The 24,616-nt window shown below is 72.8% G+C and carries 25 protein-coding genes and 1 riboswitch; of the genes, 22 read left to right on the top strand and 3 right to left on the bottom strand.

The features are described from left to right. Nucleotides 1-95 precede the first annotated feature (95 nt). The gene (locus ACWCXH_RS21055; RefSeq protein WP_449802952.1) at nucleotides 96-605 is read left to right on the top strand and encodes a GNAT family N-acetyltransferase; all 510 of its coding nucleotides are present in this window, start codon (nucleotides 96-98) and stop codon (nucleotides 603-605) included. An 8-nt stretch (nucleotides 606-613) separates the two neighbouring features. Here the strand turns inward: ACWCXH_RS21055 and ACWCXH_RS21050 are convergent, their stop codons facing one another. Further along, complete coding sequence (locus tag ACWCXH_RS21050; RefSeq protein ID WP_449802951.1) at nucleotides 614-1,525, bottom strand: LysR family transcriptional regulator; 912 nt, start codon at nucleotides 1,523-1,525, stop codon at nucleotides 614-616. 206 nt (nucleotides 1,526-1,731) lie between these two features. Between ACWCXH_RS21050 and ppk2 the strand changes: the two genes are divergently transcribed. The 4 genes from ppk2 (at nucleotide 1,732) to rpsD (ending at nucleotide 5,611) form a co-directional block, all read left to right on the top strand. Next, on the top strand, nucleotides 1,732-2,532 hold the full coding sequence (gene ppk2, locus ACWCXH_RS21045; RefSeq protein ID WP_449802950.1) for a polyphosphate kinase 2: 801 nt from the start codon (nucleotides 1,732-1,734) through the stop codon (nucleotides 2,530-2,532). A 73-nt stretch (nucleotides 2,533-2,605) separates the two neighbouring features. Beyond that, nucleotides 2,606-3,226, top strand: coding sequence for a hypothetical protein (locus tag ACWCXH_RS21040; RefSeq protein ID WP_449802949.1), 621 nt, complete (start codon nucleotides 2,606-2,608; stop codon nucleotides 3,224-3,226). Between the two features lie 44 nt (nucleotides 3,227-3,270). Next, nucleotides 3,271-4,626 (top strand): replication-associated recombination protein A, encoded by a 1,356-nt coding sequence (locus tag ACWCXH_RS21035; protein ID WP_449802948.1) that lies wholly within the window; start codon nucleotides 3,271-3,273, stop codon nucleotides 4,624-4,626. A 370-nt stretch (nucleotides 4,627-4,996) separates the two neighbouring features. Further along, nucleotides 4,997-5,611 carry a 30S ribosomal protein S4 gene (rpsD, locus tag ACWCXH_RS21030; protein WP_270148363.1) on the top strand — a complete coding sequence of 205 codons (615 nt, stop codon included), beginning with the start codon at nucleotides 4,997-4,999 and terminating at the stop codon, nucleotides 5,609-5,611. A 101-nt stretch (nucleotides 5,612-5,712) separates the two neighbouring features. Here the strand turns inward: rpsD and ACWCXH_RS21025 are convergent, their stop codons facing one another. Then, a complete protein-coding gene (locus ACWCXH_RS21025; protein WP_449802947.1) occupies nucleotides 5,713-6,039 on the bottom strand; it encodes a tetratricopeptide repeat protein in 327 nt (108 codons plus the stop codon). A gap of 257 nt (nucleotides 6,040-6,296) precedes the next feature. Here ACWCXH_RS21025 and ACWCXH_RS21020 point away from each other — a divergent pair, with 257 nt between their 5' ends. From ACWCXH_RS21020 to ACWCXH_RS20960, 13 genes are all read left to right on the top strand, one after another. Continuing rightward, nucleotides 6,297-6,776, top strand: coding sequence for a DUF948 domain-containing protein (locus ACWCXH_RS21020; protein ID WP_449802946.1), 480 nt, complete (start codon nucleotides 6,297-6,299; stop codon nucleotides 6,774-6,776). A gap of 4 nt (nucleotides 6,777-6,780) precedes the next feature. Then, nucleotides 6,781-7,254, top strand: coding sequence for a DUF6167 family protein (locus ACWCXH_RS21015; RefSeq protein WP_449802945.1), 474 nt, complete (start codon nucleotides 6,781-6,783; stop codon nucleotides 7,252-7,254). Further along, nucleotides 7,254-9,923 carry an alanine--tRNA ligase gene (alaS, locus tag ACWCXH_RS21010; RefSeq protein WP_449802944.1) on the top strand — a complete coding sequence of 890 codons (2,670 nt, stop codon included), beginning with the start codon at nucleotides 7,254-7,256 and terminating at the stop codon, nucleotides 9,921-9,923. The genes ACWCXH_RS21015 and alaS overlap by 1 nt, the downstream gene beginning before the upstream one ends. Next, nucleotides 9,923-10,414 (top strand): Holliday junction resolvase RuvX, encoded by a 492-nt coding sequence (gene ruvX, locus ACWCXH_RS21005; RefSeq protein ID WP_449802943.1) that lies wholly within the window; start codon nucleotides 9,923-9,925, stop codon nucleotides 10,412-10,414. Before alaS ends, ruvX begins: the two co-directional genes overlap by 1 nt. A gap of 95 nt (nucleotides 10,415-10,509) precedes the next feature. Continuing rightward, nucleotides 10,510-11,763, top strand: coding sequence for an endolytic transglycosylase MltG (mltG, locus tag ACWCXH_RS21000; RefSeq protein ID WP_449802942.1), 1,254 nt, complete (start codon nucleotides 10,510-10,512; stop codon nucleotides 11,761-11,763). Nucleotides 11,764-11,913: 150 nt separating this feature from the next. Continuing rightward, nucleotides 11,914-13,776, top strand: a complete 1,863-nt coding sequence (mltG, locus tag ACWCXH_RS20995) for an endolytic transglycosylase MltG (RefSeq protein WP_449802941.1) — start codon at nucleotides 11,914-11,916, stop codon at nucleotides 13,774-13,776. A gap of 34 nt (nucleotides 13,777-13,810) precedes the next feature. Beyond that, the gene (locus ACWCXH_RS20990; RefSeq protein ID WP_449802940.1) at nucleotides 13,811-14,641 is read left to right on the top strand and encodes a shikimate dehydrogenase; all 831 of its coding nucleotides are present in this window, start codon (nucleotides 13,811-13,813) and stop codon (nucleotides 14,639-14,641) included. Nucleotides 14,642-14,838: 197 nt separating this feature from the next. Further along, a complete protein-coding gene (aroC, locus tag ACWCXH_RS20985; protein ID WP_449802939.1) occupies nucleotides 14,839-16,023 on the top strand; it encodes a chorismate synthase in 1,185 nt (394 codons plus the stop codon). After that, entirely contained in the window at nucleotides 16,023-16,619 is a 597-nt protein-coding gene (locus tag ACWCXH_RS20980) for a shikimate kinase (RefSeq protein WP_449802938.1), read from the top strand. The genes aroC and ACWCXH_RS20980 overlap by 1 nt, the downstream gene beginning before the upstream one ends. After that, nucleotides 16,612-17,700, top strand: a complete 1,089-nt coding sequence (gene aroB / locus ACWCXH_RS20975) for a 3-dehydroquinate synthase (protein WP_449802937.1) — start codon at nucleotides 16,612-16,614, stop codon at nucleotides 17,698-17,700. Before ACWCXH_RS20980 ends, aroB begins: the two co-directional genes overlap by 8 nt. An 8-nt stretch (nucleotides 17,701-17,708) precedes the next feature. Next, complete coding sequence (gene aroQ, locus ACWCXH_RS20970; protein WP_449802984.1) at nucleotides 17,709-18,137, top strand: type II 3-dehydroquinate dehydratase; 429 nt, start codon at nucleotides 17,709-17,711, stop codon at nucleotides 18,135-18,137. Between the two features lie 132 nt (nucleotides 18,138-18,269). Continuing rightward, on the top strand, nucleotides 18,270-19,199 hold the full coding sequence (locus tag ACWCXH_RS20965; protein WP_449802936.1) for an AAA family ATPase: 930 nt from the start codon (nucleotides 18,270-18,272) through the stop codon (nucleotides 19,197-19,199). Between the two features lie 68 nt (nucleotides 19,200-19,267). Next, entirely contained in the window at nucleotides 19,268-20,077 is an 810-nt protein-coding gene (locus ACWCXH_RS20960; protein ID WP_449802935.1) for an Fpg/Nei family DNA glycosylase, read from the top strand. Nucleotides 20,078-20,238: 161 nt separating this feature from the next. Here ACWCXH_RS20960 and ACWCXH_RS20955 read toward each other — a convergent pair whose 3' ends face one another. Next, nucleotides 20,239-20,622 carry an ArsR/SmtB family transcription factor gene (locus ACWCXH_RS20955; RefSeq protein WP_449802934.1) on the bottom strand — a complete coding sequence of 128 codons (384 nt, stop codon included), beginning with the start codon at nucleotides 20,620-20,622 and terminating at the stop codon, nucleotides 20,239-20,241. An 81-nt stretch (nucleotides 20,623-20,703) separates the two neighbouring features. Next, nucleotides 20,704-20,895: riboswitch (cobalamin riboswitch) on the top strand. A 32-nt stretch (nucleotides 20,896-20,927) separates the two neighbouring features. On the opposite strand from ACWCXH_RS20955, the gene ACWCXH_RS20950 reads away from it, so the two are divergent. The 4 genes from ACWCXH_RS20950 to nusB all read left to right on the top strand — a co-directional run bounded on the left by ACWCXH_RS20950 (nucleotide 20,928) and on the right by nusB (nucleotide 24,556). After that, nucleotides 20,928-22,037 carry a HoxN/HupN/NixA family nickel/cobalt transporter gene (locus ACWCXH_RS20950; RefSeq protein ID WP_449802933.1) on the top strand — a complete coding sequence of 370 codons (1,110 nt, stop codon included), beginning with the start codon at nucleotides 20,928-20,930 and terminating at the stop codon, nucleotides 22,035-22,037. 327 nt (nucleotides 22,038-22,364) lie between these two features. Beyond that, entirely contained in the window at nucleotides 22,365-23,471 is a 1,107-nt protein-coding gene (locus ACWCXH_RS20945) for a M24 family metallopeptidase (RefSeq protein WP_449802932.1), read from the top strand. A 79-nt stretch (nucleotides 23,472-23,550) separates the two neighbouring features. After that, a complete protein-coding gene (efp, locus tag ACWCXH_RS20940) occupies nucleotides 23,551-24,114 on the top strand; it encodes an elongation factor P (RefSeq protein ID WP_045692866.1) in 564 nt (187 codons plus the stop codon). A gap of 4 nt (nucleotides 24,115-24,118) precedes the next feature. Continuing rightward, on the top strand, nucleotides 24,119-24,556 hold the full coding sequence (nusB, locus tag ACWCXH_RS20935; protein ID WP_449802931.1) for a transcription antitermination factor NusB: 438 nt from the start codon (nucleotides 24,119-24,121) through the stop codon (nucleotides 24,554-24,556). Nucleotides 24,557-24,616 lie beyond the last annotated feature (60 nt).

Genomic DNA, 24,616 nt, shown 5'->3' with positions numbered 1-24,616 from the left:
GAGCCATCGGCTAACCTGCAACGGCCCCGGACGGTCCACCCGCCGTCCGGGGCCGGTCCACAACGACGTGTGACACAGGGAGGGTTGACCCACTCATGACGGTCAGTACCAGAGTCGAATGTCCGGACGACGCCCCGGCGACCCGACGGGTCCACATGGCGGCGTTCCCGGGCCCGGACGAGGCGGACCTCGTGGACGCGCTGCGCCGCGATCCGGCCTGGCTGCCGGAGCTGTCGCTGGTGGCGGTGGACGGCGCCGGGCTGGTGATCGGGCACGCGCTGCTGACCCGGCTGCGGGTCGGTGAGGACGGCGAGGGGCTGGCGCTCGCGCCGGTCGCGGTCGCGCCGGAGTGGCAGCGCAAGGGCGTCGGCGAACTCGTCGTGCGGGCCGCGCTGTCGGCGGCCGATGAGGCCGGGGAGAAGCTCGTGATCGTCCTCGGCGACCCGGCCTACTACAAGCGGTTCGGCTTCGCGCCGGCTCAACTGCACGAGGTGACCGGCCCGTTCGAGGTACCGGAGGAGTACTTCCAGGCGCTCGCGCTGCCCGCGTACGACGGCGGGCCGCGCGGGCTGTGCCGCTACCCCAAGCCCTTCGAGGCGGTCTAGCGGGGTCGTCAGAACCGGTCCCTGCTCCCGGAGCCGAGGGTGGCCCGGCAGCTGTGCACGAACGCGGCCATCGCCGGGGTGAGTTCGCGGTCCTTCGGCCAGTAGAGCCCGACCTGGCTCGGGCTCAGGTCCTGCACCGGCCGGTACGCGACGTCCTCGCGCGGCGCCAGCCGGCTCATCGTCCTCGGCGCGATGCCTATGCCCTGGCCGCACACCACCGCGGCCAGCCACTCGTCGGTGTTGTGCGCCACCGCGCCGATCCGCACCGGACGCCCGCGCCGCTCCTCGCCGGCGAGCCAGTACTCGCGCCAGTGCCCGGCCTCGTGCGGGATGGCCACGAACGGCTCGTCCAGCAGGTCCTCCAGGCGCAGGTGCGCCAGTGCGGCCAGCCGGTGCCCGGCGGGCATCGCCACCACCCTCGGCTCCTCGCCGAGCACGGCGACGTTGTACTGGGAGGAGATGTACGGCGGCGCGTGCCAGAGGGTGAGGTCGATCTCGCCGGTGGCCAGGCCCGAGGTCGGGTCGAACCAGTTGTTCTGCCGCAGTTCCACCTGCCAGCCGGGCATGCGGCGGGTGAAGTCGGCGACCGTGCTGCGGGTCATCAGGTTGATGATGCCGCCCTCGAACCCCACCCGCAGCGTCGCCACCTGCTCGGCGGCGGCGGCCCTGGTGGCGCGCAGCGCGTCGTCCCAGCCGGCCAGCATCGCGCCGGCGTGCTCGGCGAGCGCGCGGCCGGCGGCGGTGGGGGCCATGCCCCGGCGCGAGCGCTCGAAGAGCTCGACCCCGAGCAGCGTCTCCAGCTGGCGGATCTGCTTGGTCAGCGTCGGCTGGGAGACGAACAGGCGGGCTGCGGCGGCCGTCAGTTGTCCCTCCTCGCAGACCGCGGCGAAGCTGCGCAGCAGGCGGGTGTCGATATCCATTCCCCAAGGTTATGGAACCGGAAATTGGACCGGTCCGGCAGGTGTGGGTGAAGGTTGATCGTTCGGTCTTGCGGCCGATGATCGGGGGAGTGCGGCAGCGGCGGTTCAGGGGGCCGCCGCTGCCGCCCTTACGTGCCCACGACCTGCGGATCCGGTCCGCAGCGCCTACGGTGAGGGATCATCAGCGGGCGGACGGAGGATCCCGGGTGGCCAAGGTGCAGCGGCTGGCGAAGCGGTCGTACGAGCGCGAACTGCTCCGGCTCCAGCAGGAGCTGGTGAAGCTCCAGGAGTGGGTGCGGGTCGAGGGCGCCCGGCTGGTGGTCGTCTTCGAGGGGCGCGACGCGGCGGGCAAGGGCGGCGCGATCAAGCGGGTGACGGAGTATCTGAACCCGCGCATCGCCCGGGTCGCGGCGCTGCCGACGCCGACGGAGCGGCAGAAGAGCCAGTGGTACTTCCAGCGGTACGTCGAGCACCTGCCGGCGGCCGGGGAGATCGTGCTGTTCGACCGCAGCTGGTACAACCGGGCCGGGGTCGAGCGGGTGATGGGCTTCTGCACGGACGAGGAGTACTGGCAGTTCCTGCGCCAGTGCCCGACCTTCGAGCGGATGCTGATCGAGGCGGGCATCCTGCTGCGCAAGTACTGGTTCTCGGTGAGCGACACCGAGCAGGAGCGGCGCTTCCGGGAGCGGCTGGAGGACCCGATGAAGGGCTGGAAGCTCTCCCCGATGGACGTCGAGTCGATCACCCGCTGGGAGGACTACTCGCGGGCCAAGGACGAGATGTTCGTCTACACCGACACCCCGGACTCGCCCTGGCACGTGGTGGAGAGCGACGACAAGCGCCGGGCCAGGATCAACATGATCGCCCACTTGCTGTCGACCGTGTCGTACCACGAGATCAGGGCGCCGCGGATCGACCTGCCGCCCCGCCCGGCCCCGCGCGGCTACCAGCGGCCCCCGCGCGACCTCCAGAAGTACGTTCCGGACCACGCTGCCAGACTGGAGTAGACGGGGCTCCTCCGGGTGCCGCACTCCTGCGACCCGCCCCCGTGGCGCCCGGGCGACGTCGGGAGGCGCGCTCATGTTCGTCCGTACCGTCTACGCCACCGGGCACCCGGACCGGATCGACCGGACCCTCGACGGGCTCCGCGCCGAGGCCGTCGGGCTGCTCTCCGTGCTGCCCGGCTACCTCGGCTACGGGCTGTACGCCGACCGGGCACTGGGCAAGATCGCCATGAGTTCGTGGTGGGCGTCCGCGCAGGCCGAGCGGGACAGCGACCAGGAGCTCGGCGAGCGCCGGGCCGAGCTGCTGGCGCCGCTGGCCGGCACGGTGACCACCGACGTCTGGGAGGTCGTGGCGGCGGCCCCGCCCGGCGAGGCCGGGCCGGGCGCCGGGTTCCGGCTGGTGCGGGCCGAGGTCGACCCGGCCAAGGTGGACCGGCTGGCCGGGGTCTTCCGGGAACGGGCGCTGCCCGTGCTGGAGAAGACCGGGGGGTTCGTCACCGGCGCGATGCTCGTCGACCGGTCGCGCGGCCGGGTCGCGGTGGGCTCGATCTTCGCCGACCGGGCCGGCCTGGAGGCCTCCCGCGGGCCGCAGGCCGACGCCCGGGCGCAGGCCGCGGCCGCCGTCGGCGCCACCGTCGTGTCGCTGGAGGAGTTCGAGGTCGTGCTGCTGGACCGCCGCAGGGGGCCCGTGCAGTAGCGCTGCCCGGCGGGCGTGTCGGCGCCCTCGCATAGGCTTCCGGTGTGGACGAACCGGACCTCTTCACCGCCGCCGCCGAGGAACGCCAGGCCAAGGAGCCCGGCCGGGCCCCGCTGGCCGTACGGATGCGCCCGCGCACCCTGGACGAGGTCGCCGGGCAGCGTCAGCTGCTGAAGCCCGGCTCGCCGCTGCGCCGGCTGGTGGCCGGTTCGCGCGGACCGGCGGCGACCAGCTCGGTGATCCTCTGGGGACCGCCCGGTACCGGCAAGACCACGCTCGCGCACGTCATCAGCCAGGCCGTCGAGGGCCGCTTCGTCGAGCTGTCCGCGATCACCGCCGGGGTCAAGGAGGTGCGCGCGGTCATCGACGGCGCCCGACGGGCGGTCGGCATGTCCGGCCGGGAGACGGTGCTCTTCCTGGACGAGATCCACCGCTTCTCCAAGGCCCAGCAGGACTCGCTGCTGCCGGCCGTCGAGAACCGGTGGGTCACCCTGATCGCGGCGACCACCGAGAACCCGTACTTCTCGGTGATCTCGCCGCTGCTGTCGCGCTCGCTGCTGCTCACCCTGGAGTCGCTCACCGACGACGACGTCCGCGCGCTGCTGCGTCGCGCGGTGGCCGACGAGCGCGGCCTGGAGGGCGCGCTGGAGCTGACCGCGGAGGCCGAGGACCACCTGGTGCGGCTCGCCGGCGGGGACGCCCGGCGGGCGCTCACGACGCTGGAGGCGGCGGCCGGGGCGGCGCTGGAGAAGGGCGAGTCGAGCATCACGCTGGCCACCACGGAGACGGCCGTCAACCAGGCGGCCGTGCGCTACGACAAGGACGGCGACCAGCACTACGACGTGGCGAGCGCGCTGATCAAGTCGATCCGCGGCAGCGACGTGGACGCCACGCTGCACTACCTGGCCCGGATGATCGAGGCGGGGGAGGACCCGCGCTTCATCGCGCGGCGGCTGATGATCTCGGCCAGCGAGGACGTCGGGCTGGCGGACCCGACGGCGCTGCAGACGGCCGTCGCGGCGGCCCAGGCGGTGGCGATGATCGGCTTCCCGGAGGCGCGGATCATCCTGTCCCAGGCGGCGATCGCGCTGGCCCTGGCGCCCAAGTCGAACGCGGCCTACCTGGCGATCGACGCGGCGCTGGCGGACGTCCGGCAGGGTCTCGCCGGCGCGGTGCCGCCGCACCTGCGGGACGCGCATTACGGCGGCGCGGGCAAGCTCGGCCACGGCCAGGGCTACCAGTACCCGCACGACCTGCCGGAGGGCATCGCGACCCAGCAGTACGCGCCGGACGCGGTGCACGGCAAGGAGTACTACCAGCCGACGCGGCGCGGCGGCGAGGCCCGTTACGCGGACACCGTGGAGTGGACGCGGGCTCGGCTCAGGGGACAGAACAGCTAGGCCTCGGCGCCGGTGCGCGGGCGGCAGCGTGACGACGGGCCCTCCGTGATCGGGCCGCTTGCGCGCCGGTATACTCGATCGGAGTGCCACGTCCCGGGACGGCGGCGGGGGAGACCCCACCGACCGGCCGCACCAGCGGGACATCGGCCGTAGGCCCCTTCCGGGGGCCCGCACCAGGAGCGTCGCGCACCGTTTCGGTGTCGCGGACGGCCCGGGATTCCGGGTCATCCGTGTGACAAGCACGTCCGTGCCCGGCTCCGGAGAGCGGCTGATCCCACCGCGCAGGCGGCGGGGTTTTCTCCGGGTCGCGAGATGCGACCTCCGTCAACACCTGGTGAAGCCGTATTCGTAAGCAAGGAAGGTTTGGTTCATGGCGAACCAGAAGCGTCCCAAGGTCAAGATCGCGCGTGCGCTCGGCGTGCCGCTGACCCCGAAGTCCGTCAAGTACTTCGAGGCCCGCCCGTACCCGCCCGGCCAGCACGGCCGTGGCCGCAAGCAGAACTCGGACTACAAGGTCCGTCTGCTGGAGAAGCAGCGTCTTCGCGCCCAGTACGACCTGAGCGAGAAGCAGCTGTCGCGCGCGTTCGACCGCGCCAAGAAGGCCGAGGGCAAGACCGGTGAGGCGCTCGTCGCCGAGCTGGAGACCCGTCTGGACTCGCTGGTGCTGCGTTCGGGCATCGCCCGCACCATCTACCAGGCCCGCCAGATGGTCGTCCACGGCCACATCGAGGTCAACGGTGGCAAGGTCAACAAGCCGTCGTTCCAGATGAAGCCGGGCTACGTGGTGACCGTCCGCGAGCGCAGCAAGGAGAAGGTCCCCTTCCAGGTCGCCCGTGAGGGTGGCTACGCGGGCGAGGGCCAGACCCCGAAGTACCTCGAGGTCAACCTGAAGGCCCTGGCCTTCCGCCTGGACCGTGCGCCGCAGCGCAAGGAGGTCCCGGTGATCTGCGACGAGCAGCTGGTCGTCGAGTACTACTCGCGCTGACCCGCGAGCGGTTCCGCACCTCGCGAAACCACAGCGAGCCCCCACCGCCCTTCGGGGTGGTGGGGGCTCGCCCTTTTGTGTTCGAGTGTCGCCGCGCCGGCTCAGAAGGTCTCGCCGGTCATCGCGGCGGCCAGCCGCAGGTGCGGTCGGGCCTCCTCGGCGCGGCCCTGGCGCTCCAGGGTGCGGCCGAGCAGCAGCCGGGCGTAGTCCTCGGCCGGGTCGGCCGCCAGGATCCGGTGCAACTCGGCCTCGGCGCGGCCGAGTTGGGCGGAGTGGTAGTAGCTGCGGGCCAGCAGTAGCCGGACCGAGAGGTTGCCCGGCTCCTCGGCCAGCACGCCCTCCAGGATGAGGGCGGCGTCGCGGTACGCCTTGGACTCGAAGTAGAGCTCCGCCCGGCGGTACTCGTCGGCGGTGGTGTGGACGGCCACGGTGGCTCCTTCCGGCTGGATGCTTGCCTCCTCAAGCAATCCGCAAGCTTCAGCTATTCCGCGCCGGCGAGGGCGCCGGGGCCGGCGGGATCGCGCCCGCTTGGCAGAACGGGGTGACCGGCCGGTAGGTTACGCGGGCGGTTCGCACACCCGACCGGATCGCGGCCCGCTGCGCCACCGCCATCCCGGTCCGGGATGCGGGCGTGGGCGCGATAGGGTTCCGTTTGGAGAACAGCAAGGCGAGGGAGCGCGCAAAGGTGTCCGTGGGAGAGCTGGCCGGATTGCTCGTCGCCGTGTTCTGGGCGGTCCTGGTCACCCTGCTCGCCGTGGTGCTGGTCCGGCTCTCGCGGGTGCTCAAGGAGGCCACCGTCCTGGTCTGCGCCGTCACCGAGCAGGCCGTGCCGCTGCTGACCGAGGCGGGCGCCGCGGTGCGCAGCGCCAACGAGCAGCTGGAGCGGGTCGACGAGATCACCGCGAACGTCCAGGACGCCGCCGCCAACGCCAACGCGCTCTCCTCCACCGTCGCGGCCACCCTGGGCGGCCCGCTGGTGAAGGTCGCGGCCTTCAGCTACGGCGTCCGCAAGGCCGTCGCCAAGCAGCAGAACGGCGGCCTGCCCGTGCCCGGCCGCCCGGGCGAGCGCGAGGAGCTGGCCCGGCTGATCCGGGCCGAGGTGCGCGCCGCGACCGCTCCGCGGGGCGGCCTGCTGTCCCGGGTCCGGCGCGCGGTGAGGGGCTGACGCCATGGTGCGACGCATCTTCTGGATGGCGGTCGGCGCCGGCGCCACCGTCTGGGCCATGAACAAGGCCAACGAGGCCGTGCACCGGCTCACCCCGGACAGCCTCTCCGGCACCGCCGCGCGCGGTGCGCTGCACCTGGGCGACCTGGCCAAGCGGTTCGCCGAGGACGTGAAGGCCGGCATGGCCGAGCGCGAGGACCAGCTGCGCGACGACCTCGGACTGCACGGCACCGCCGTCGTCGAGCCCCGGCGCGAGCGCCGGTCCCGCCCGTCGCCCGCCACCACCCTTCCGGGGAAGCGTTCCGCGCTACCCCCCTCAAACGAGCCGCCGTACCGAGCTATCTCGGCGGCGCCCGGCAGCCCGGCCGCCGCCCTGCCTTCGTCCAGCAGTGCCCGCAAGACCCCCCGAGCCATTGAAGAAACACCCCGCCGCGCCCTGCCGCCGCGGGGTGGCACCCCGAACCGGAAGGACCACTAATGGAGTCGGCTGAGATCCGCCGCCGCTGGCTGCGCTTCTTCGAGGAGCGCGGCCACACCGTCGTTCCGTCGGCGTCCCTGGTCGCCGACGACCCCACCCTGCTGCTGGTCAACGCCGGCATGGTGCCGTTCAAGCCCTACTTCCTGGGCGAGGTCAAGCCGCAGTTCTCGCGCGCCACCAGCGTGCAGAAGTGCGTGCGCACGCTGGACATCGAGGAGGTCGGGAAGACCACCCGGCACGGCTCCTTCTTCCAGATGTGCGGCAACTTCTCCTTCGGCGACTACTTCAAGGAAGGCGCCATCAAGTTCGCCTGGGAGCTGCTCACCACTCCCGTCGCGGACGGCGGCTACGGCCTGGAGAAGGACCGCCTCTGGATCACCGTCTACAAGGACGACGACGAGGCCGAGCAGATCTGGCGGGACGTCATCGGCGTGCCGGCCGAGCGGATCCAGCGCCTCGGCATGAAGGACAACTTCTGGTCGATGGGCGTCCCCGGCCCGTGCGGCCCGTGCTCGGAGATCAACTACGACCGCGGCCCCGCCTACGGCGAGGAGGGCGGCCCGGCCGTCAACGGCGAGCGTTACCTGGAGATCTGGAACCTGGTCTTCATGCAGTACGAGCGCGGCCACGGCGACGGCAAGGACGGCTTCGAGATCCTCGGCGACCTGCCGAGCAAGAACATCGACACCGGCCTCGGCCTGGAGCGCCTCGCCGCCATCCTGCAGGGCGTCGACAACCTCTTCGAGATCGACACCAGCCGGATGATCCTCGACCGCGCCGCCGAGCTCACCGGCCACACCTACGGCGCCGACCACCGGTCGGACGTGTCGCTGCGCGTGGTCACCGACCACATCCGCACCGGCCTGATGCTGGTCGGCGACGGCGTCACCCCCGGCAACGAGGGCCGCGGCTACGTGCTGCGCCGCATCCTGCGCCGCGCCATCCGCAACATGCGCCTGCTGGGTGCCACCGGTCCGGTCGCCAAGGACCTGATCGACGTCGCCATCAAGGCGATGGCCCCGCAGTACCCGGAGCTGGAGACCGACCGCAAGCGCATCGAGACGGTCGTCGTCGGCGAGGAGGCGGCCTTCCTGCAGACCCTGAAGGCCGGCACCAACCTGCTGGACGCCGCGGTCACCGAGACCAGGCAGGCCGGCGGCGCCGTCCTCTCCGGCGACCAGGCGTTCAAGCTGCACGACACCTACGGCTTCCCGATCGACCTGACCCTGGAGATGGCCGAGGAGCAGGGCCTCCAGGTCGACGAGGCCGGCTTCCGCCGCCTGATGCAGGAGCAGCGGGACCGCGCCAAGGCGGACGCCAAGGCCAAGAAGATGGGCCACGCCGACGTCGCCGCGTACCGCGAGGTCGCCGACCAGGCCGGGGCGAGCCTGTTCACCGGCTACACCCTCACCGAGGGCGAGGCCACCGTGGTCGGCCTGCTGGTGGACGGCGTTCCGGCGCCGGTCGCCTCCGAGGGCGACGAGGTCGAGATCATCCTCGACCGCACCCCGTTCTACGCCGAGGGCGGCGGTCAGCTCGCCGACCACGGCCGGATCCGGCTGGAGTCCGGCGCGGTCGTCGAGATCCGCGACGTGCAGCAGCCCGTCCCCGGCGTGATCGTCCACTCCGGCGGGGTGCTGTTCGGCGAGGTCGTGCTCGGCGCGTCCGCGTACGCCACGATCGACGTCGACCGCCGCCGGGCGATCGCCCGTGCCCACTCGGCCACCCACCTGACCCACCAGGCGCTGCGCGACGCGCTCGGCCCGACGGCCGCCCAGGCCGGCTCCGAGAACGCCCCGGGCCGCTTCCGCTTCGACTTCGGCTCGCCGTCGGCGGTGCCCGGCAGCGTGCTGACCGACGTCGAGCAGAAGATCAACGACGTGCTGACCCGCGAGCTGGAGGTCACCGCCGAGATCATGACGATGGACCAGGCCCGCAAGGCCGGCGCCATCGCGATGTTCGGCGAGAAGTACGGCGACGAGGTCCGGGTCGTCACCATCGGCGACTTCTCCAAGGAGCTGTGCGGTGGCACCCACATCGGCAACACCGCCCAGCTGGGCCTGGTGAAGCTGCTCGGCGAGTCCTCGATCGGCTCCGGCGTGCGCCGTGTCGAGGCGCTGGTCGGCGTCGACGCGTACCGGTTCCTGGCCCGCGAGCACACCGTGGTCTCCCAGCTCACCGAGCTGGTCAAGGGCCGCCCGGAGGAGCTGCCGGAGAAGATCTCGGGCATGCTCACCAAGCTCAAGGACGCCGAGAAGGAGATCGAGCGCTTCCGCGCCGAGAAGGTGCTGGCCGCCGCGGCGGGCCTGGCCGACTCGGCCGAGGACGTGCACGGCATCTCCGTGGTGGCCGCCCAGGTCGCCGACGGGGTCGGCGCGGACGAGCTGCGCAAGCTGGTCCTGGACGTGCGCGGCCGGCTCGGCGCGCGCCCGGCCGTGGTCGCGGCCTTCACCGTGGCGAACGACCGCCCGCTGACCGTGATCGCCACCAACGAGGACGCCCGCGGCCGCGGCATCAAGGCCGGCGAGCTGGTCCGGGTCGCCGCCAAGACCCTCGGCGGCGGCGGTGGCGGCAAGGACGATGTCGCCCAGGGCGGCGGGTCCAACCCGGCCGCGGTCGGCGAGGCCATCGCCGCGGTGCGCGGCCTGGTCGCGGAGCGCGCCTCCTGATGGAGTTCGAGGAGAGGCCCTGGAGGCCCCCCTTCCGACGCGGGCGGCGGATCGCCGTCGACGTCGGCGACGCCCGGATCGGGGTCGCGTCCTGCGACCCCGACGGGGTGCTCGCCACCCCGGTGGAGACCGTCCCGGCCGGCGTGAAGTCGCAGGCCAGGATCGCCGCCATCGTGGACGAGTACGGTGCGATCGAGGTGATCGTCGGGCTGCCGCGCTCGCTCAGCGGCAAGGAGGGCCCGGCGGCGGAGAAGGTCCGCGCGTACGCGGCGCGGCTGGCCAACCGGGTCTACCCGGTGCCCGTCCGGCTGGTCGACGAGCGGATGTCCACCGTCACCGCGACCCACGGGCTGCGGGCCTCGGGCGTCAAGGCGAAGAAGGGGCGCTCGGTGGTCGACCAGGCCGCCGCGGTGGTGATCCTCCAGTCCGCCCTTGAGTCCGAACGGGTGAGCGGGCGCCCGCCCGGTGAGAGCGTCGAGGCGGCGGGCTGACCGGCCTGCTCTAACGTCCCGGAGAGAGGGGTCCGTGCGGACGCGTCCGCACGGACCCCCTTCGTTTCTTCCGGGACCGCCGAGGGACGCGCGCCATGACCGACCAGGACTTCCTCCCGGGGCTCACGCCCGGCCACCTCGGTGCGCCGGTGCTGGAACCGGAGGGCCCGCCACCGGGCGCGCCCCGGAAACGCCCCGATGCACCCGATCCGCACGGACGGCGTAACGGACTGGCCTGCGGGCTCACCGCGCTGGCCCTGGTGGCCGTCTTCGGCGGGGCCGGACTGGCCGGGTGGACCTGGGTGCAGGGCCAGCGCAAGCCGCCGGCGGCCGCCGACTACGCGGGGCAGGGCACCGGGAACGTCCAGGTCTCGGTGCCCGAGGGTGCGGGCCTGTCCCAGATCGCGTCCGCGCTGGTGCGCAACGGCGTGGTGGCCAGCTCGCTCGCCTTCACCCGGGCGGCCAGGGGCAGTGAGGCGGCGGCCGGGCGGATCCAGCCCGGCACGTACACGCTGAAGCTGAAGATGTCGGCCGCGGCGGCGCTGGCCGTCCTGGTCGACCCGGCCAACGCCAACGGCCTCACCATTCCCGAGGGCTGGCGCGGCAGCCAGGTCTTCGCGGCGATCGACAGGAAGCTGAACCTCCCGGCCGGCACCACCCAGCGCACCGCGCAGGGGCGGGCCGCCGAACTGGGCCTGCCGGACTTCGCCAACGGCAGCCCCGAGGGCTACCTCTTCCCCGCGACGTACAGCGTCACGGACGGGACCACCGCGATCGACCTGCTGAAGCAGATGGTCGACCGGGCCGGCAAGGAGTTCACCCGGGACGACGCGAACGTCGTCGCGCAGACCCTCGGGCAGAGCCTGTACGGGCTGGTCACGGTGGCGAGCATGGTCCAGGGCGAGGCCGACAACGCCGGGGACATGAGCAAGGTCGCGCGGGTGATCTACAACCGGCTGGCCAAGAACATGCCGCTCCAGCTGGACTCCACGATCAACTACGCGCTCGGCCGGTCCACCCTGAACACCACGGTGACCGACACCAGGCTGGACTCGCCCTACAACACCTACCTGCGCGCCGGGCTGCCGCCGTCGCCGATCTCGAACCCCGGGCGGCAGGCGATCATGGCCGCGCTGGACCCGGCGCCGGGCGACTGGCTGTACTTCGTCACCGTGAAGCCGGGCGACACCCGTTTCACCGACAGCTTCGACGTGCACCAGCACAACGTGGCGGAGTTCAACGCCTACCGGGCGGCGCAGGCGAGCGCGTCGGCCTCGGCCTCCGGCACGCCCTCCCCGGCGGAGGCGGCCCAGCCGGGAGGAGCCCCGGCAGGTGAGGGCGGGCACTGACGGAGGTTTCGCCTTTACGGCGGTATGTCTGCGGTACGGTAACGTCTCCTCCCAGGCGCTGCGCTAGCACGCCGGTTCGAGAATCAGCCGGGACGCCGTCCCGCGCGGCCGGTCCGATCCGCCGGTCGTCTCCGTCGGGTAAGGGGATCAATGACCGATCTGGGTCGGGGCTACGGCCCCCAGGGCGCCGAGCCGTGGCACCCCGGTGATCCCGCGTACGGCGGCCAGCAGGACGGCCAGTGGCAGCAGTACCCGCAGCAGGGCTACCCGCAGCAGGAGCAGTACCAGCAGCAGATGGCCCAGCAGCAGATGGGCCATCAGGGATTCCAGGATCAGGGCTTCGACCAGCAGGGGTACGGGCAGCAGGGCTTCCCGGGCGGTCAGGGGCAGTACCCGCAGCAGGGCCAGTACGCCCAGCAGGGTCAGTTCCCCCAGCAGGGGCAGTACCAGCAGATGCCCCAGCAGCAGATGGGCCAGCAGGGCTTCCCGCAGCAGGGGCAGTACCCGCAGCAGCAGATGGGCCAGCAGGGATTCCAGCAGCAGGGTTACCCGCAGCAGCAGATGCAGCAGCCCCCCGTGCAGCAGGCCCCGGTTCCTCAGCAGCAGATGCCGCCGCAGATGCAGCAGCAGCAGACGCCCCGGCAGGCCGCGCAGCAAGTACCGCAGCAGGCGGAGCCCGCGTCGGGGCCCGGGCCGGACGGGATCGACTGGGAGGCGGAGGCCGCCGCGCTGGAGGCCGGCGCCGATCCGGTGGCGGGGCACGAGCCCGCCGAGGAGGAGTGGGACGACCACTTCGAGGACGATCGCCACGAGGACGGCCACCACGGGGACGACGGGTACCTTGAGGAGGACGGCGAGCACGGGGAGGCCGGCTTCCTCGGCGAGGAGGACGGCTCCCGCGAGGCGCAGAAGAAGCGCAAGGAGAAGGGCAAGAAGTCGGGCCGCCGCAACAGCGGCGCCTGCCTCCTGGTCGCGCTGGTGCTGCTCGGCGCCATGGGCGGGGCCGGCTGGTGGGGTTACGGCTTCTACAAGGACCACTTCGGCCCGCCGCCGGACTTCACGGGCGACGGCACCGGGTCCGTCCAGGTCGAGGTCAAGCAGGGCGCGGTCGGCGCGCAGGTCGGCCTCGCGCTGAAGAACGCCGGTGTGGTCAAGAGCGTCGACGCCTTCAGCAAGGCCTGCGACGCCGAGCCGAAGTGCAACACCGTCCAGCCCGGCTTCTACACGCTGAAGAAGGAGATGCCGGCCGCCGACGCGCTGAAGGCGCTGCTCGCCGGGGCCGGCGGCGACGGGCTCGTCATCCCCGAGGGCAAGACGGCCGCCGACATCTACGGCATGATCGACAACAAGCTGAAGCTGACGGCCGGCACGACGGCGGGCGTCGCCAAGGCGCAGGTCGCGAGCCTCGGCCTGCCCGCGTACGCGAACGGCAACATCGAGGGCTTCCTCTGGCCGACCCGCTACAACGTCGCCGACGGCATGAAGCCCGAGGACCTGCTCAAGCAGATGGTGAAGGCCGCCACCGACAAGTACGCGAACCTGGACGCCCAGGCCTCCAAGGTCGGCCTCAAGAACGCCTACGAGGTGGTCATCGAGGCGAGCATCCTGCAGCGCGAGGGCAACAACGTCCCGGACTTCGCGAAGATGGCGCGGACCATCCAGAACCGCCTCGCCAACGACACCGAGACGCACCACAAGCTCGGTATGGACACCACGCTGCAGTACTCGCTGGGCCGTACGGAGCTCTCGTCGAAGGACATCAACGACGGCTCCAACAAGTACAACACCTACATCAACCAGGGCCTGCCGCCGACGCCGATCTCCAACCCCGGCGACGCCGCCATCAACGCGGTGCTCAACCCGGCGGACGGCAAGTGGCTGTACTTCATCGCGATGTCCCCGACCACGACGCTCTTCGCCGAGACCGGCGAGGAGCACAAGAAGAACGTCGAGGCCTACTGCACCCAGCAGGGCCTGAAGCTCGACAAGGAAGGCGTGCACTGCACCAAGTAGCCCTGGCCAGACGGTAGTTCACGGAGAGGCAGCGTTGACCAGCAAACACCGGGCCGCCGTACTCGGCTCGCCGATCGCCCACTCGCTCTCGCCGGACCTGCACCGGGCCGCCTTCGCGGCGCTCGGGCTGGACGGCTGGCGCTACGACCGGTTCGAGGTGGACGAGGCGGGCCTGCCGGGCTTCGTCGCCGGGCTGGACGAGGCCGAGTGGGCCGGGCTGTCGCTGACCATGCCGCTGAAGCGGGCGGTGATCCCGCTGCTCGACGAGGTCAGTGCGACGGCCCGCTCGGTGGACGCGGTGAACACCGTGGTGTTCACCGCCGACGGGCGGCGCATCGGCGACAACACCGACGTCCCCGGGCTGGTGAACGCGCTGCGAGAGCGCGGCATCACCGAGGTGCCGGGCGCGGCGGTGCTGGGCGCGGGGGCCACCGCGTCCTCGGCGTTGGCGGCGCTGGCCCGGATCTGCACCGGCGAGGTGACGGTCTACGTGCGCAGCGCCGAACGGGCCCGGGAGATGGCCGAGCTCGGCGAGCGGCTCGGTGTCCCCGTCCGGACCGCCGACTGGGAGCGCGGCGCCGAGGCGCTGGCGCAGCCGCTGACCGTCTCCACGACGCCGGTCGGCGCGACGGACGGCTTCGCGGCCGCCCTTCCCGCCGCGCCCGGGGCGCTGTTCGACGTGCTCTACCACCCCTGGCCGACGGCGCTGGCCGCCGCCTGCGCCGAGCGCGGGGCGACCGTCCTGGGCGGGCTCGACCTGCTGGTGCACCAGGCGGTCCTGCAGAGCGAGGCGTTCACCGGGCGGACGCCGGGGCCGCTCGCGGCCATGCGCGAGGCGGGGGAGAAGGCGCTGGCCGGGCGCTGAGGACCTCCGTCCCCGTTCGTGGTCCGGCTGTCCGGCTTGTCCCGGCTGTCCCGCCTGGTCCCGACCGTCCCGCCGACTGGCCGGTTGCCGTCCGTCACGCGGACTGCGCCGCGGGGCGCCGCCGGGACGTGAAAGGATTCGGGCGGAAGGCACGCCCGGGCCGGCCCGTCGGCCGGACCGCTGATGAAGGAGCTCCGTTGGGTACGTTGCGCTGGCTGACGGCGGGGGAGTCGCACGGCCCCGCACTGGTCGCGACGCTGGAGGGCCTGCCCGCTGGTGTACCGGTCACCACCGCCGTGGTGGCCGACGCGCTGGCGCGCCGCCGGCTCGGGTACGGCCGTGGCGCGCGGATGAAGTTCGAGCAGGACGAGGTGACCTTCCTCGGCGGCGTCCGGCACGGCCTGACCATGGGCAGCCCGGTGGCGGTCATGGTCGGCAACACCGAGTGGCCGAAGTGGGAGCAGGTCATGTCGGCCGACCCGGTCGACCCCGAGGTGCTGGCGGGCCTGGCCCGCAACGAGGCGCTGACCCGCCCCCGTCCGGGCCACGCCGACCTGGCCGGCATGCAGAAGTACTCGATCGACGAGGCCCGCCCGATCCTGGAGCGCGCGAGCGCCCGCGAGACGGCCGCCCGGGTCGCGCTGGGCGCCGTCGCCCGCTCGTACCTGAAGGAGACCTGCGGGATCGAGATCGTCAGCCACGTCGTGGAGCTGGCCGCGGCCAAGGCGCCGGCCGGCGTGCTGCCGCTGCCCTCGGACGAGGCGCGGCTGGACGCGGACCCGGTGCGCTGCCTGGACGCCGACGCGTCGAAGGCGATGGTCGCCGAGATCGACCAGGCCCACAAGGACGGCGACACGCTCGGCGGCGTCGTGGAGGTGCTGGCGTACGGGGTGCCGGTGGGCCTGGGCTCGCACGTGCACTGGGACCGCCGCCTGGACGCCCGGCTGGCCGCCGCGCTGATGGGCATCCAGGCGATCAAGGGCGTCGAGGTCGGCGACGGCTTCGAGCTGGCCCGGGTGCCGGGCTCGAAGGCGCACGACGAGATCGTCCCGACCGCCGGGGGCGTCAAGCGCACCTCCGGCCGTTCCGGCGGCACCGAGGGCGGCCTGTCCACCGGTGAGCTGCTGCGCGTGCGGGCCGCGATGAAGCCGATCGCGACCGTGCCGCGGGCCCTGCAGACCCTGGACGTGCGCACCGGCGAACCGGCCAAGGCGCACCACCAGCGCTCCGACGTCTGCGCGGTGCCCGCCGCGGGCATCGTCGCAGAGGCGATGGTCGCCCTGGTGCTGGCCGACGCGGTGAACGAGAAGTTCGGCGGCGACCACGTCTCCGAGACCCGGCGCAACGTGCAGAGCTACCTCGACCACCTGATCGTCCGATAATGAGCGAGCGAAGCGAGCGACCGGAAGAAAGGGCGTCCTCGCGAAGCGACCGGCCGAGCGGGACGAGGGCCGGGAGCAGTTCGCCCGTCCTGGTGCTGGTCGGTCCGCCGGGCAGTGGCAAGTCCACGGTCGGGCGCGCCCTGGCCGAGCGCCTCGGCGTGGGCTTCCGGGACACCGACGCCGACATCGAGACGCTGGCCGGCAAGCCGATCCCCGAGATCTTCATCGACGAGGGCGAGCCGCACTTCCGCGAGCTGGAGGTCGGCGCGGTGCGCGCGGCCGCCGAGGGACACGACGGGGTGCTCGCGCTCGGCGGCGGCGCGGTGATGGCCGAGGCCACCCGCGCGCTGCTGCGCGAGCTGCCCGTGGTCTTCCTGGAGGTCCCGCTGGCCGACGCGGTCAAGCGGGTCGGCCTGGACGCGCCGCGACCGCTGCTGGCCGTCAACCCGCGGGCCCGTTGGCGCGAGCTGATGGAGGCCCGCCGCCCCCTCTACCTGGAGGTGGCCACCGCCGTCGTCGACACCGCGGGCCGCACCCCCGAGCAGGTCGCGGACGCCGTACTGGAAGCACTGGAGCTGAAGACCCCCCATGACTGACATCGTCAGGATTCACGTCGGCGGCAGCGCCGGCCACGACCCGTACGACGTGCTGATCGGGCACCAGCTGCTGGGCGAGCTGACGCCGCTGATCGGCACGCGCGCCAAGCGGGTCGCGATCATCCACCCGGAGGCGCTGGCCGCCACCGCCGACGCCGTCCGCGAGGACCTGCTCGGCGAGGGCTACGAGGCGATCGCGCTCCAGGTGCCCAACGCCGAGGAGGCGAAGAGCGCCGAGGTCGCCGCGTACTGCTGGTCGGTGCTCGGGCAGACCGGGTTCACCCGCAGCGACGTCATCGTCGGCCTCGGCGGCGGTGCCACCACCGACCTGGCCGGCTTCGTCGCCGCGACCTGGCTGCGCGGGGTGCGCTGGGTGGCGATGCCCACCACGCTGCTCGGCATGGTCGACGCGGCCGTCGGCGGCAAGACCGGCATCAACATCGCCGAGGGCAAGAACATGGTCGGCGCCTTCCACCCGCCGGTGGGCGTGCTGGCCGACCTCGGCACGCTGGAGACCGTGCCGAAGCACGACTACGTCTCCGGCCTCGCCGAGGTCATCAAGTGCGGCTTCATCGCCGACCCGGCGATCCTCGACCTGATCGAGGCCGACCCCGAGGGCGCCAGGACCCCGGCCGGCCCGCACACCGTCGAGCTGATCCGGCGCGCCATCCAGGTCAAGGCCGACGTGGTCTCGGGGGACCTCAAGGAGGCCGGGCAGCGCGAGATCCTCAACTACGGGCACACCCTCGGCCACGCCATCGAGCGCAACGAGCGGTACAAGTGGCGGCACGGCGCCGCGATCTCCATCGGCATGGTCTACGCCGCCGAACTCGGCCGCCTCGCCGGGCGGCTGGACGACGGGACGGCCGACCGGCACCGCACCGTGCTGGCCTCCGTCGGCCTGCCGCTGACCTACCGGGCGGACGCCTGGCCGAAGCTGCTGGACGCGATGAAGATCGACAAGAAGTCGCGCGGCGACCTGATCCGCTTCGTCGTCCTGGACGGCCTCGGCAAGACCTCCGTCCTGGAGGGCCCCGACCCGTCCCTGCTCGTCGCCGCCTACGCGGAGGTCTCGGCGTGACCAGGGTGATGGTGCTCAACGGCCCCAACCTCGGGCGGCTCGGCAGCCGCGAGCCGGACGTCTACGGCGCCACCTCGTACGCCGGGCTGGTCGAGCGCTGCACGGCGCTCGGCAAGGAGTTCGGCTTCGAGGTCGAGGTGCACGAGACCAACTCCGAGCAGCGGATGGTCGAGTGGCTGCACGAGGCGGCCGACGGGAAGGTGCCCGTGGTGATCAACCCGGGCGCGTTCACGCACTACTCGTACGCCATGCGGGACGCCGCGGCGCAGCGCACCGCGCCGCTCATCGAGGTGCACATCTCCAACCCGTACGCGCGCGAGACCTTCCGGCACACCTCGGTCATCGCCGCCGTCGCCTCCGGCACCATCGCCGGGTTCGGGCTCGGCTCGTACGAACTCGCCCTGCGCGCCCTGGCGGAGCAGCTCACCACACGCTGACGGACGGTCGGCGGACCGGGGCGCGGCGGTGCGTTCCGGCCGGTCGGAGGGCTCGGACGGGCGGCGGCCCGGCGGCGGACTGTGCCCGTCGCCGGGCCGCCGTGTAGTGTCCCCGCTGGGAGAAGTCGGGAGGTGACCGTGACGCAGTACGCCGGGGGTGGGCAGGTGCCCCCTCGTCCCGTCGCTCCGCCGGTCCGGCCGGCCGCCGGGGCCGCCACGGCCGCCACGGCCCCCGGGCCGCCGCCGTTCGGCGGGCGCGTGCCGCCGCCCGTCCCGCCCGCGCCGGTTCCGGCCGCTCCCGTCGCGCCCGCTCCCGTCCCGCCCGCTCCCATCCCGCCCGCGCCGGTTCCGGCCGCGCCCGTCGCGCCCGCTCCCGTCGCGCCTCCCCCCGTCGCGCCGACCGGGCCCACCGCGCCGATGCCGGCCGGGGCCACCGGGCACTTCGTCCTGCCCTCCGGCGCGCCCGTCCAGCTCCCGGCCCACCCGTCGCAGCGGCACGCGCCCGCCGGGCCGATCGCCGTCCTGCTGATCGGGCCCGCAGGCGCCGGCAAGACCACCGTCGCCCGGCACTGGGCCGAGCGGCGGCGCACCCCGACCGCACACATCAGCCTGGACGACGTCCGCGAGTGGGTGCAGTCCGGCTTCGCCAACCCGCAGTCCGGCTGGAACAACGCCTCCGAGGCCCAGTACCGGCTGGCCCGCCGAACCTGCGGCTTCGCCTGCCGCAACTACCTCGCCAACGGCATCTCCTGCATCATCGACGACGCCGTCTTCCCCGACCGCCCGGCCATCGGCCTCGGCGGTTGGAAACGGCACATCGGCCCCGGCATGCTGCCCGTCGTGCTGCTGCCCAGCCTCGACTCGGTGCTCGTGCGCAACGCCCGGCGCAGCGGCAACCGGCGGCTGAGCGACGAGGAGGTCGCCCGCATCCACGGGCGGATGGCCGGCTGGTACAACTCCGGGCTGCCGATCATCGACAACTCGCACCTGGACGTCGCCGCGACGGCGGCCGAGCTGGACCGGGTGATCCTGGCCCGGCTGATGGGGATGCCGGTCCGCTGAGCCGGGCTGTCGGAGCCGGCTGGGAGAATGGACGGGTCGAGTTGATCCGTCCCAGGGGAGCCGAGCCCGTGCCGGAAGGCCACATCATCCACCGCCTCGCGGCCGAGAACACCAAGGTCTTCGGCGGCCGGCCCGTCCGGGTGTCCAGCCCGCAGGGCCGGTTCGCCGACGGCGCCAAGCTGATCGACGGGCAGGTGCTGGTCGGGGCGGAGGCCACCGGCAAGCACCTCTTCCTCGGCTTCGAGGAGGGCGCCTGGGTCCACGTCCACCTCGGCCTCTACGGCGGCTTCACCTTCGCCGCCGGGCCCGCCCCGGAGCCCGTCGGGCTGATCCGGCTGCGCCTGGAGAACGACGACGCCCACGCCGACCTGCGCGGTCCCAACACCTGCGCGCTGATCACCGGCGCCGAGAAAGCCGCCGTCGCCGCACGCCTCGGGCCCGACCCGCTGCGCGCCGACGCCGACCCGGACGCCGCGTGGCGCCGGATATCGGCCAGCCGGACGACCGTCGCGGCCCTGCTGATGGACCAGAAGGTGCTGGCCGGGGTGGGCAACGTCTACCGCGCCGAGGTGCTCTTCCGGCACGGCATCAACCCGCACCGCGCGGGCCGGGACCTCACCCGGGCCGAGTGGGACACGATCTGGGCGGACCTCGTCGCGCTGATGCGCGAGGGCGTCGGCGCGGGCCGCATCGACACCGTCCGCCCCGAACACACCCCCGAGGCGATGGGCCGCCCGCCGCGCGTCGACGACCACGGCGGCGAGGTCTACGTCTACCGTCGTGCCGCGATGCCCTGCCTGGTCTGCGGCACGGACGTGCGGACGGAGTCGCACGCGGCGCGCAACCTGTTCTGGTGTCCGACCTGCCAGGCGGCCTGAGCGGGATTCAGGTGGCTGGGCCCGGGCCGGCGGTGCGGCCGGTGCCCGCAGGCCCTGACCGGCCGGGTGTTCCAGCGGTCGGCGCGCCAGGCATGGGGGTGGGCCGGCACGCCGTGATCGTACTCGTCCGGCCCGCTCCCCGTGGTGTTTCCGGGGGCCGGTCAGCCCGCCGCGGCGGTGGGCTCGTGGTGATCGGCTGCGGCGCACTCGTCGAGGAGGGGGCGCATGCTGTCGTCCACGAGCCGGTAGCGCACGACGCGTCCGTCCTTGTCGCCGGTGACCACGCCGGCCGTACGGAGCAGCCGCAGGGCCTGGGAGACGGCCGGGTCGCGCATGCCGGTGGCGACGGCGAGGTCGGTGACGGCGAGCGGGCCGGCGCGGTGGAGGGCGAGCAGGAGGGCCAGCCGGCCGGGGTCCGCGAGCAGGGAGAACCGCTCGGACCACGAGCGGACGTGCGCGGCGTCGCCGATCGCGGCGATGGCCTCGCAGACCCGGTGCCCGTCGATGGTGCGGTGGCCCGCGCGGTCGGCCGGTACGAGATGCATGCGGACATTCTGGCAGCTCACGACCTGTGATCCTGGACACCTGCGCAGGTGCGCAGCCTTGCATGGGTGGGACCGGGCCCCTACGGTGTTCCCCGCCGTGGTGCTCGGGAAGACCGGTGACGGACCCTCAGGGGTCCCAGTCCGGAGCGGCCCTCGCCACTGTGATCGGGGGAGTTCGCTCGTACCCACACGCCACTGGGCGCTTCGCGCGCCTGGGAAGGCGGGTACGGGAGCCCCGTCAGCCAGGAGACCGGCCACGGCATCTCACGAAGTGTTTCCACGAGGTGCTGGAGCGTGATCCGAAGATGACCCTGCCCGAAACCGCCGCCCCCGAGGCCGCGCCCGCCGTGCTGCCCACCTTCCGGTGGAAGCGAGAGGACACCGTCCGCACCGCCGGGCTGATCGGGGTGATCCTGGCCATGCACGTGGTGGCGTTCGGGACCCTGATCTTCCTGGTGGCGCCCCACAACTACGCCGTCGGCACCCAGGTCTTCGGGGTGGGCCTCGGCATCACGGCGTACACGCTCGGCATGCGGCACGCCTTCGACGCCGACCACATCGCGGTGATCGACAACACCACCCGCAAGCTGATGGCCGACGGCAAGCGGCCGGTCTCGGTGGGCTTCTGGTTCGCCCTCGGGCACTCGTCGATGGTGGTCATCATGGCCGCCCTGGTCGCGGGCGGCGCGCAGCTGGCGAACACGCTGATGGACGACGAGTCGACCACCCACCAGTGGCTGGGCATGGTCGGCACGACGGCCTCCGGCGCCTTCCTCTACCTGATCGGCGCGCTCAACCTGGCGGCGCTGCTCGGCATCCTGAAGGTGTTCCGGGCGATGCGCGCCGGACAGTACGACGAGGCTGAGCTGGAGGAGCACCTCAACTCGCGCGGCTTCCTGGCCCGGGTGCTCAACCGGGCGACCCGCTCGATCACCCGGCCCGGCCAGATGTTCCCGGTGGGCATGGTGCTCGGCCTCGGCTTCGACACCGCGACCGAGGTCACTCTGATGGTGATGGCCGGTTCGGGCGCGGCGGCCGGGCTGCCCTGGTACGCGATCGTCTGCCTGCCGCTGCTGTTCGCGGCGGGGATGAGCCTGTTCGACACGCTGGACGGGACGTTCATGAACTTCGCGTACCAGTGGGCGTTCTCCAACCCGGTGCGCAAGGTGTACTACAACCTGACGATCACTGGGCTGTCGATCGCGGTGGCGTTCATCATCGGCACGATCGAACTGGTCGGCGTGCTGCACGAGAAGCTGGACCTGACCGACCCGGTCACCGGCTGGATCGCGGACATCTCGCTGGACAACGTCGGGTACGCCATCGCCGCTCTGTTCGTCGTCGTCTGGGCCGTGGCGATCGGGTACTGGAAGCTGGCCGGGGTCGAGAAGCGCTGGGGCGGCGACGGCTCGTGAGGTACGCCGCCGCGATCGGCAGCGTCCCCGCGACCGCGAGCCCGGCGCGGAGCACCTGCACCGGGCGCAGCCGTTCCTTCGGCACCCCGCACGCCGGCAGCGCGGTGACCACAGGGTTGTGAACCATCTCTGCGGACGTGCAGGGAGCGCTCGCCGGCTCGATCGGGCGACGCCCGGTCGACGGTGGATGAGGCGGCCCCTGCGGCGGGGGCTCATCGACCCGGAAGTGGTGCGACGGCGCCGGTGGGGGCGTGGGCGGGTAAAGGTCACGCCCCCGTCGGGGGTGCTCGGCGGGCGGATCCGGGTGGGGGTTCGTAGGCTCGACGCATGTCTGATGCGTACGCGGGTCGACGGGAGCGGCTGCGGGAGCACTGCAGTGCGGCCGGGGCCGATGCGGCGCTGATCACCCGGCCGGCCAACGTGCGGTACCTGACCGGCTGCGCCCCCTGCGGTGCGACCCTGCTGCTCACCAGGGAGCGGGCGCTGCTGTCGCTGCCGGACGACCTGCCGCCGGACGACACCGGGGAACACCTGATCGCCGCCGATGTCACCCAGGTGCCGGTGCCGACCGGGGCGGACACCGCGCTGGCCGCCGCGGTCGAGGCCTCCCGGCTGCGGGTGCAGGCCCTGGCGGTGGAGGAGCACGACCTGACCGTCCTGCGTCACCGCGCGGTGGCGAGCATGGCCGAGGGGGTCCGGCTGACCGAGCTGGGGCAGGTCGTGGAGCGGCTGCGGGTGATCAAGGACGAGCACGAGATCGCCGACCTGCGCATCGCCGCCGAGATCGCCGACCAGGCGCTCGGCGAGCTGCTGGAGTCGATCCTGGTCGGCCGCACCGAGCGGCACCTGGCGATGGAGCTGGAGCGCCGGATGATCGACCACGGCGCCGACCGGGCGGCCTTCCCGGTCTCGGTCGGCACCGGCAGCCACTCCGGCCAGCCCGCCCACCAGCCGACCGACCGCCGCGTCGAGGAGGGCGACTTCCTGACCGTCGTGCTCGGCGCGCAGTACCGCGGGTACGGCGTGTCGACCGCCCGGACCTTCGTGATCGGCGCCGCGCCCGCGCCCTGGCAGGTCGAGCTGCACCGGCTGGTGTTCCGGGCGCAGCGGGCCGGCCGGGAGGCGCTCGGACCGGGCGTCGAGCAGTGCGTACCCGACCGGGCCGCCCGGCAGATCCTGGACGCGGCCGGCCACCCCGAGGCCTCCCCGCACCCGGTGGGCCACGGCATCGGGCTGGAGATCCGGGAGGCGCCGCGCCTCGGTCCCGCGGACATGGGTAAACTGGACAGCCGCGTACCGGTCACCGTCGGCCCGGGGGTACACATCCCGGGCAAGGGCGGGGTCCGGATCGAGGACACGCTCGTCGTGCGCCCCCTCGAAGAGGGCGGGCCCGAGCTGCTCACCATCACCACCAAGGAGCTCCTCGCCCTGTGACGGCGGCCCCTGACGGCCACCGACGGCAGGACGCGACCCCTTGGTTCCTTGACAGCTATATCCAGGAGTAAGTGCGCCCGTGGCTTCCACGAACGATCTCAAGAACGGCATGGTCCTCAAGCTGGAGGGCGGCAAGCTCTGGTCCGTCGTCGAGTTCCAGCACGTCAAGCCCGGTAAGGGCCCGGCCTTCGTGCGTACCAAGCTCAAGGAGGTCCTGACCGGCAAGGTCGTCGACAAGACCTTCAACGCGGGCACCAAGGTCGAGACCGCCAACGTCGACAAGCGCGGCATGCAGTTCTCGTACAAGGACGGCGAGAACTTCGTGTTCATGGACATGGACACCTACGACCAGCTGACCGTCGAGCCGGCCGTGGTCGGCGACGCCGCCAAGTACCTGCTGGAGGGCTTCGAGGCCCTGGTCGCCACCAACGAGGGCGCGGTGCTGTACATCGAGCTCCCGGCCGCCGTCGAGCTGACCATCGAGCACACCGAGCCGGGCGTCCAGGGCGACCGCTCCACCGGTGGCACCAAGCCGGCCACCCTGGAGACCGGTGCCGAGATCCAGGTCCCGCTGTTCGTCGTCACCGGCGAGAAGGTCAAGGTCGACACCCGCGACGGCAGCTACCTCGGCCGGGTGAAGTAAGTCCGTGTCGGCCGCACGCAGCAAGGCCCGCACCCGGGCCTTCCAGATCCTCTTCGAGGCCGACCACCGCGGGGTCGACCCGCAGCAGGTCCTCGCCGACTGGGTGGCCCGCGCCCGCGAGCCCAAGCCCGACGAGGGCACCCCGCAGGTCGGCGAGTACACGATGGAGCTGATCGAGGGATACGTCCGGCACGCCCGCCGGATCGACGAGCTGATCTCGCAGTACGCGGTGGGGTGGACGCTCGACCGGATGCCGATCGTGGACCGCAACGTCCTGCGGCTCGGCGCCTACGAGCTGATCTGGGAGGACGGCGTCCCGGACGCCGTCGTCCTGGACGAGGCCGTCGAGATCGCCAAGGAGTTCTCCACGGACGACTCCCCGGCCTTCGTCAACGGCCTGCTCGCCCGCTTCCTGGAGCTGAAGCCGAGCATCCGCCGGTAACAACGGCAGATCCCGTGAACGGCCGCCGGACCCGATCAAGGGTCCGGCGGCCGTCGCGCG

This window comes from Kitasatospora sp. NPDC001660 (genome assembly GCF_053596725.1).
Note: the sequence above shows the minus strand (reverse complement) of the source record. Positions and strands in the feature narration are given on the sequence as shown.

Coding starts and splice junctions, on each gene's coding strand:
- ACWCXH_RS21055 (WP_449802952.1), top strand. CDS start 96: ATGACGGTCAGTACCAGAGTCGAATGTCCGGACGACGCCCCGGCGACC.
- ACWCXH_RS21050 (WP_449802951.1), bottom strand. CDS start 1,525: ATGGATATCGACACCCGCCTGCTGCGCAGCTTCGCCGCGGTCTGCGAG.
- ACWCXH_RS21040 (WP_449802949.1), top strand. CDS start 2,606: ATGTTCGTCCGTACCGTCTACGCCACCGGGCACCCGGACCGGATCGAC.
- rpsD (WP_270148363.1), top strand. CDS start 4,997: ATGGCGAACCAGAAGCGTCCCAAGGTCAAGATCGCGCGTGCGCTCGGC.
- ACWCXH_RS21015 (WP_449802945.1), top strand. CDS start 6,781: ATGGTGCGACGCATCTTCTGGATGGCGGTCGGCGCCGGCGCCACCGTC.
- alaS (WP_449802944.1), top strand. CDS start 7,254: ATGGAGTCGGCTGAGATCCGCCGCCGCTGGCTGCGCTTCTTCGAGGAG.
- ruvX (WP_449802943.1), top strand. CDS start 9,923: ATGGAGTTCGAGGAGAGGCCCTGGAGGCCCCCCTTCCGACGCGGGCGG.
- mltG (WP_449802942.1), top strand. CDS start 10,510: ATGACCGACCAGGACTTCCTCCCGGGGCTCACGCCCGGCCACCTCGGT.
- mltG (WP_449802941.1), top strand. CDS start 11,914: ATGACCGATCTGGGTCGGGGCTACGGCCCCCAGGGCGCCGAGCCGTGG.
- ACWCXH_RS20980 (WP_449802938.1), top strand. CDS start 16,023: ATGAGCGAGCGAAGCGAGCGACCGGAAGAAAGGGCGTCCTCGCGAAGC.
- aroB (WP_449802937.1), top strand. CDS start 16,612: ATGACTGACATCGTCAGGATTCACGTCGGCGGCAGCGCCGGCCACGAC.
- aroQ (WP_449802984.1), top strand. CDS start 17,709: ATGGTGCTCAACGGCCCCAACCTCGGGCGGCTCGGCAGCCGCGAGCCG.
- ACWCXH_RS20955 (WP_449802934.1), bottom strand. CDS start 20,622: ATGCATCTCGTACCGGCCGACCGCGCGGGCCACCGCACCATCGACGGG.
- ACWCXH_RS20950 (WP_449802933.1), top strand. CDS start 20,928: ATGACCCTGCCCGAAACCGCCGCCCCCGAGGCCGCGCCCGCCGTGCTG.
- ACWCXH_RS20945 (WP_449802932.1), top strand. CDS start 22,365: ATGTCTGATGCGTACGCGGGTCGACGGGAGCGGCTGCGGGAGCACTGC.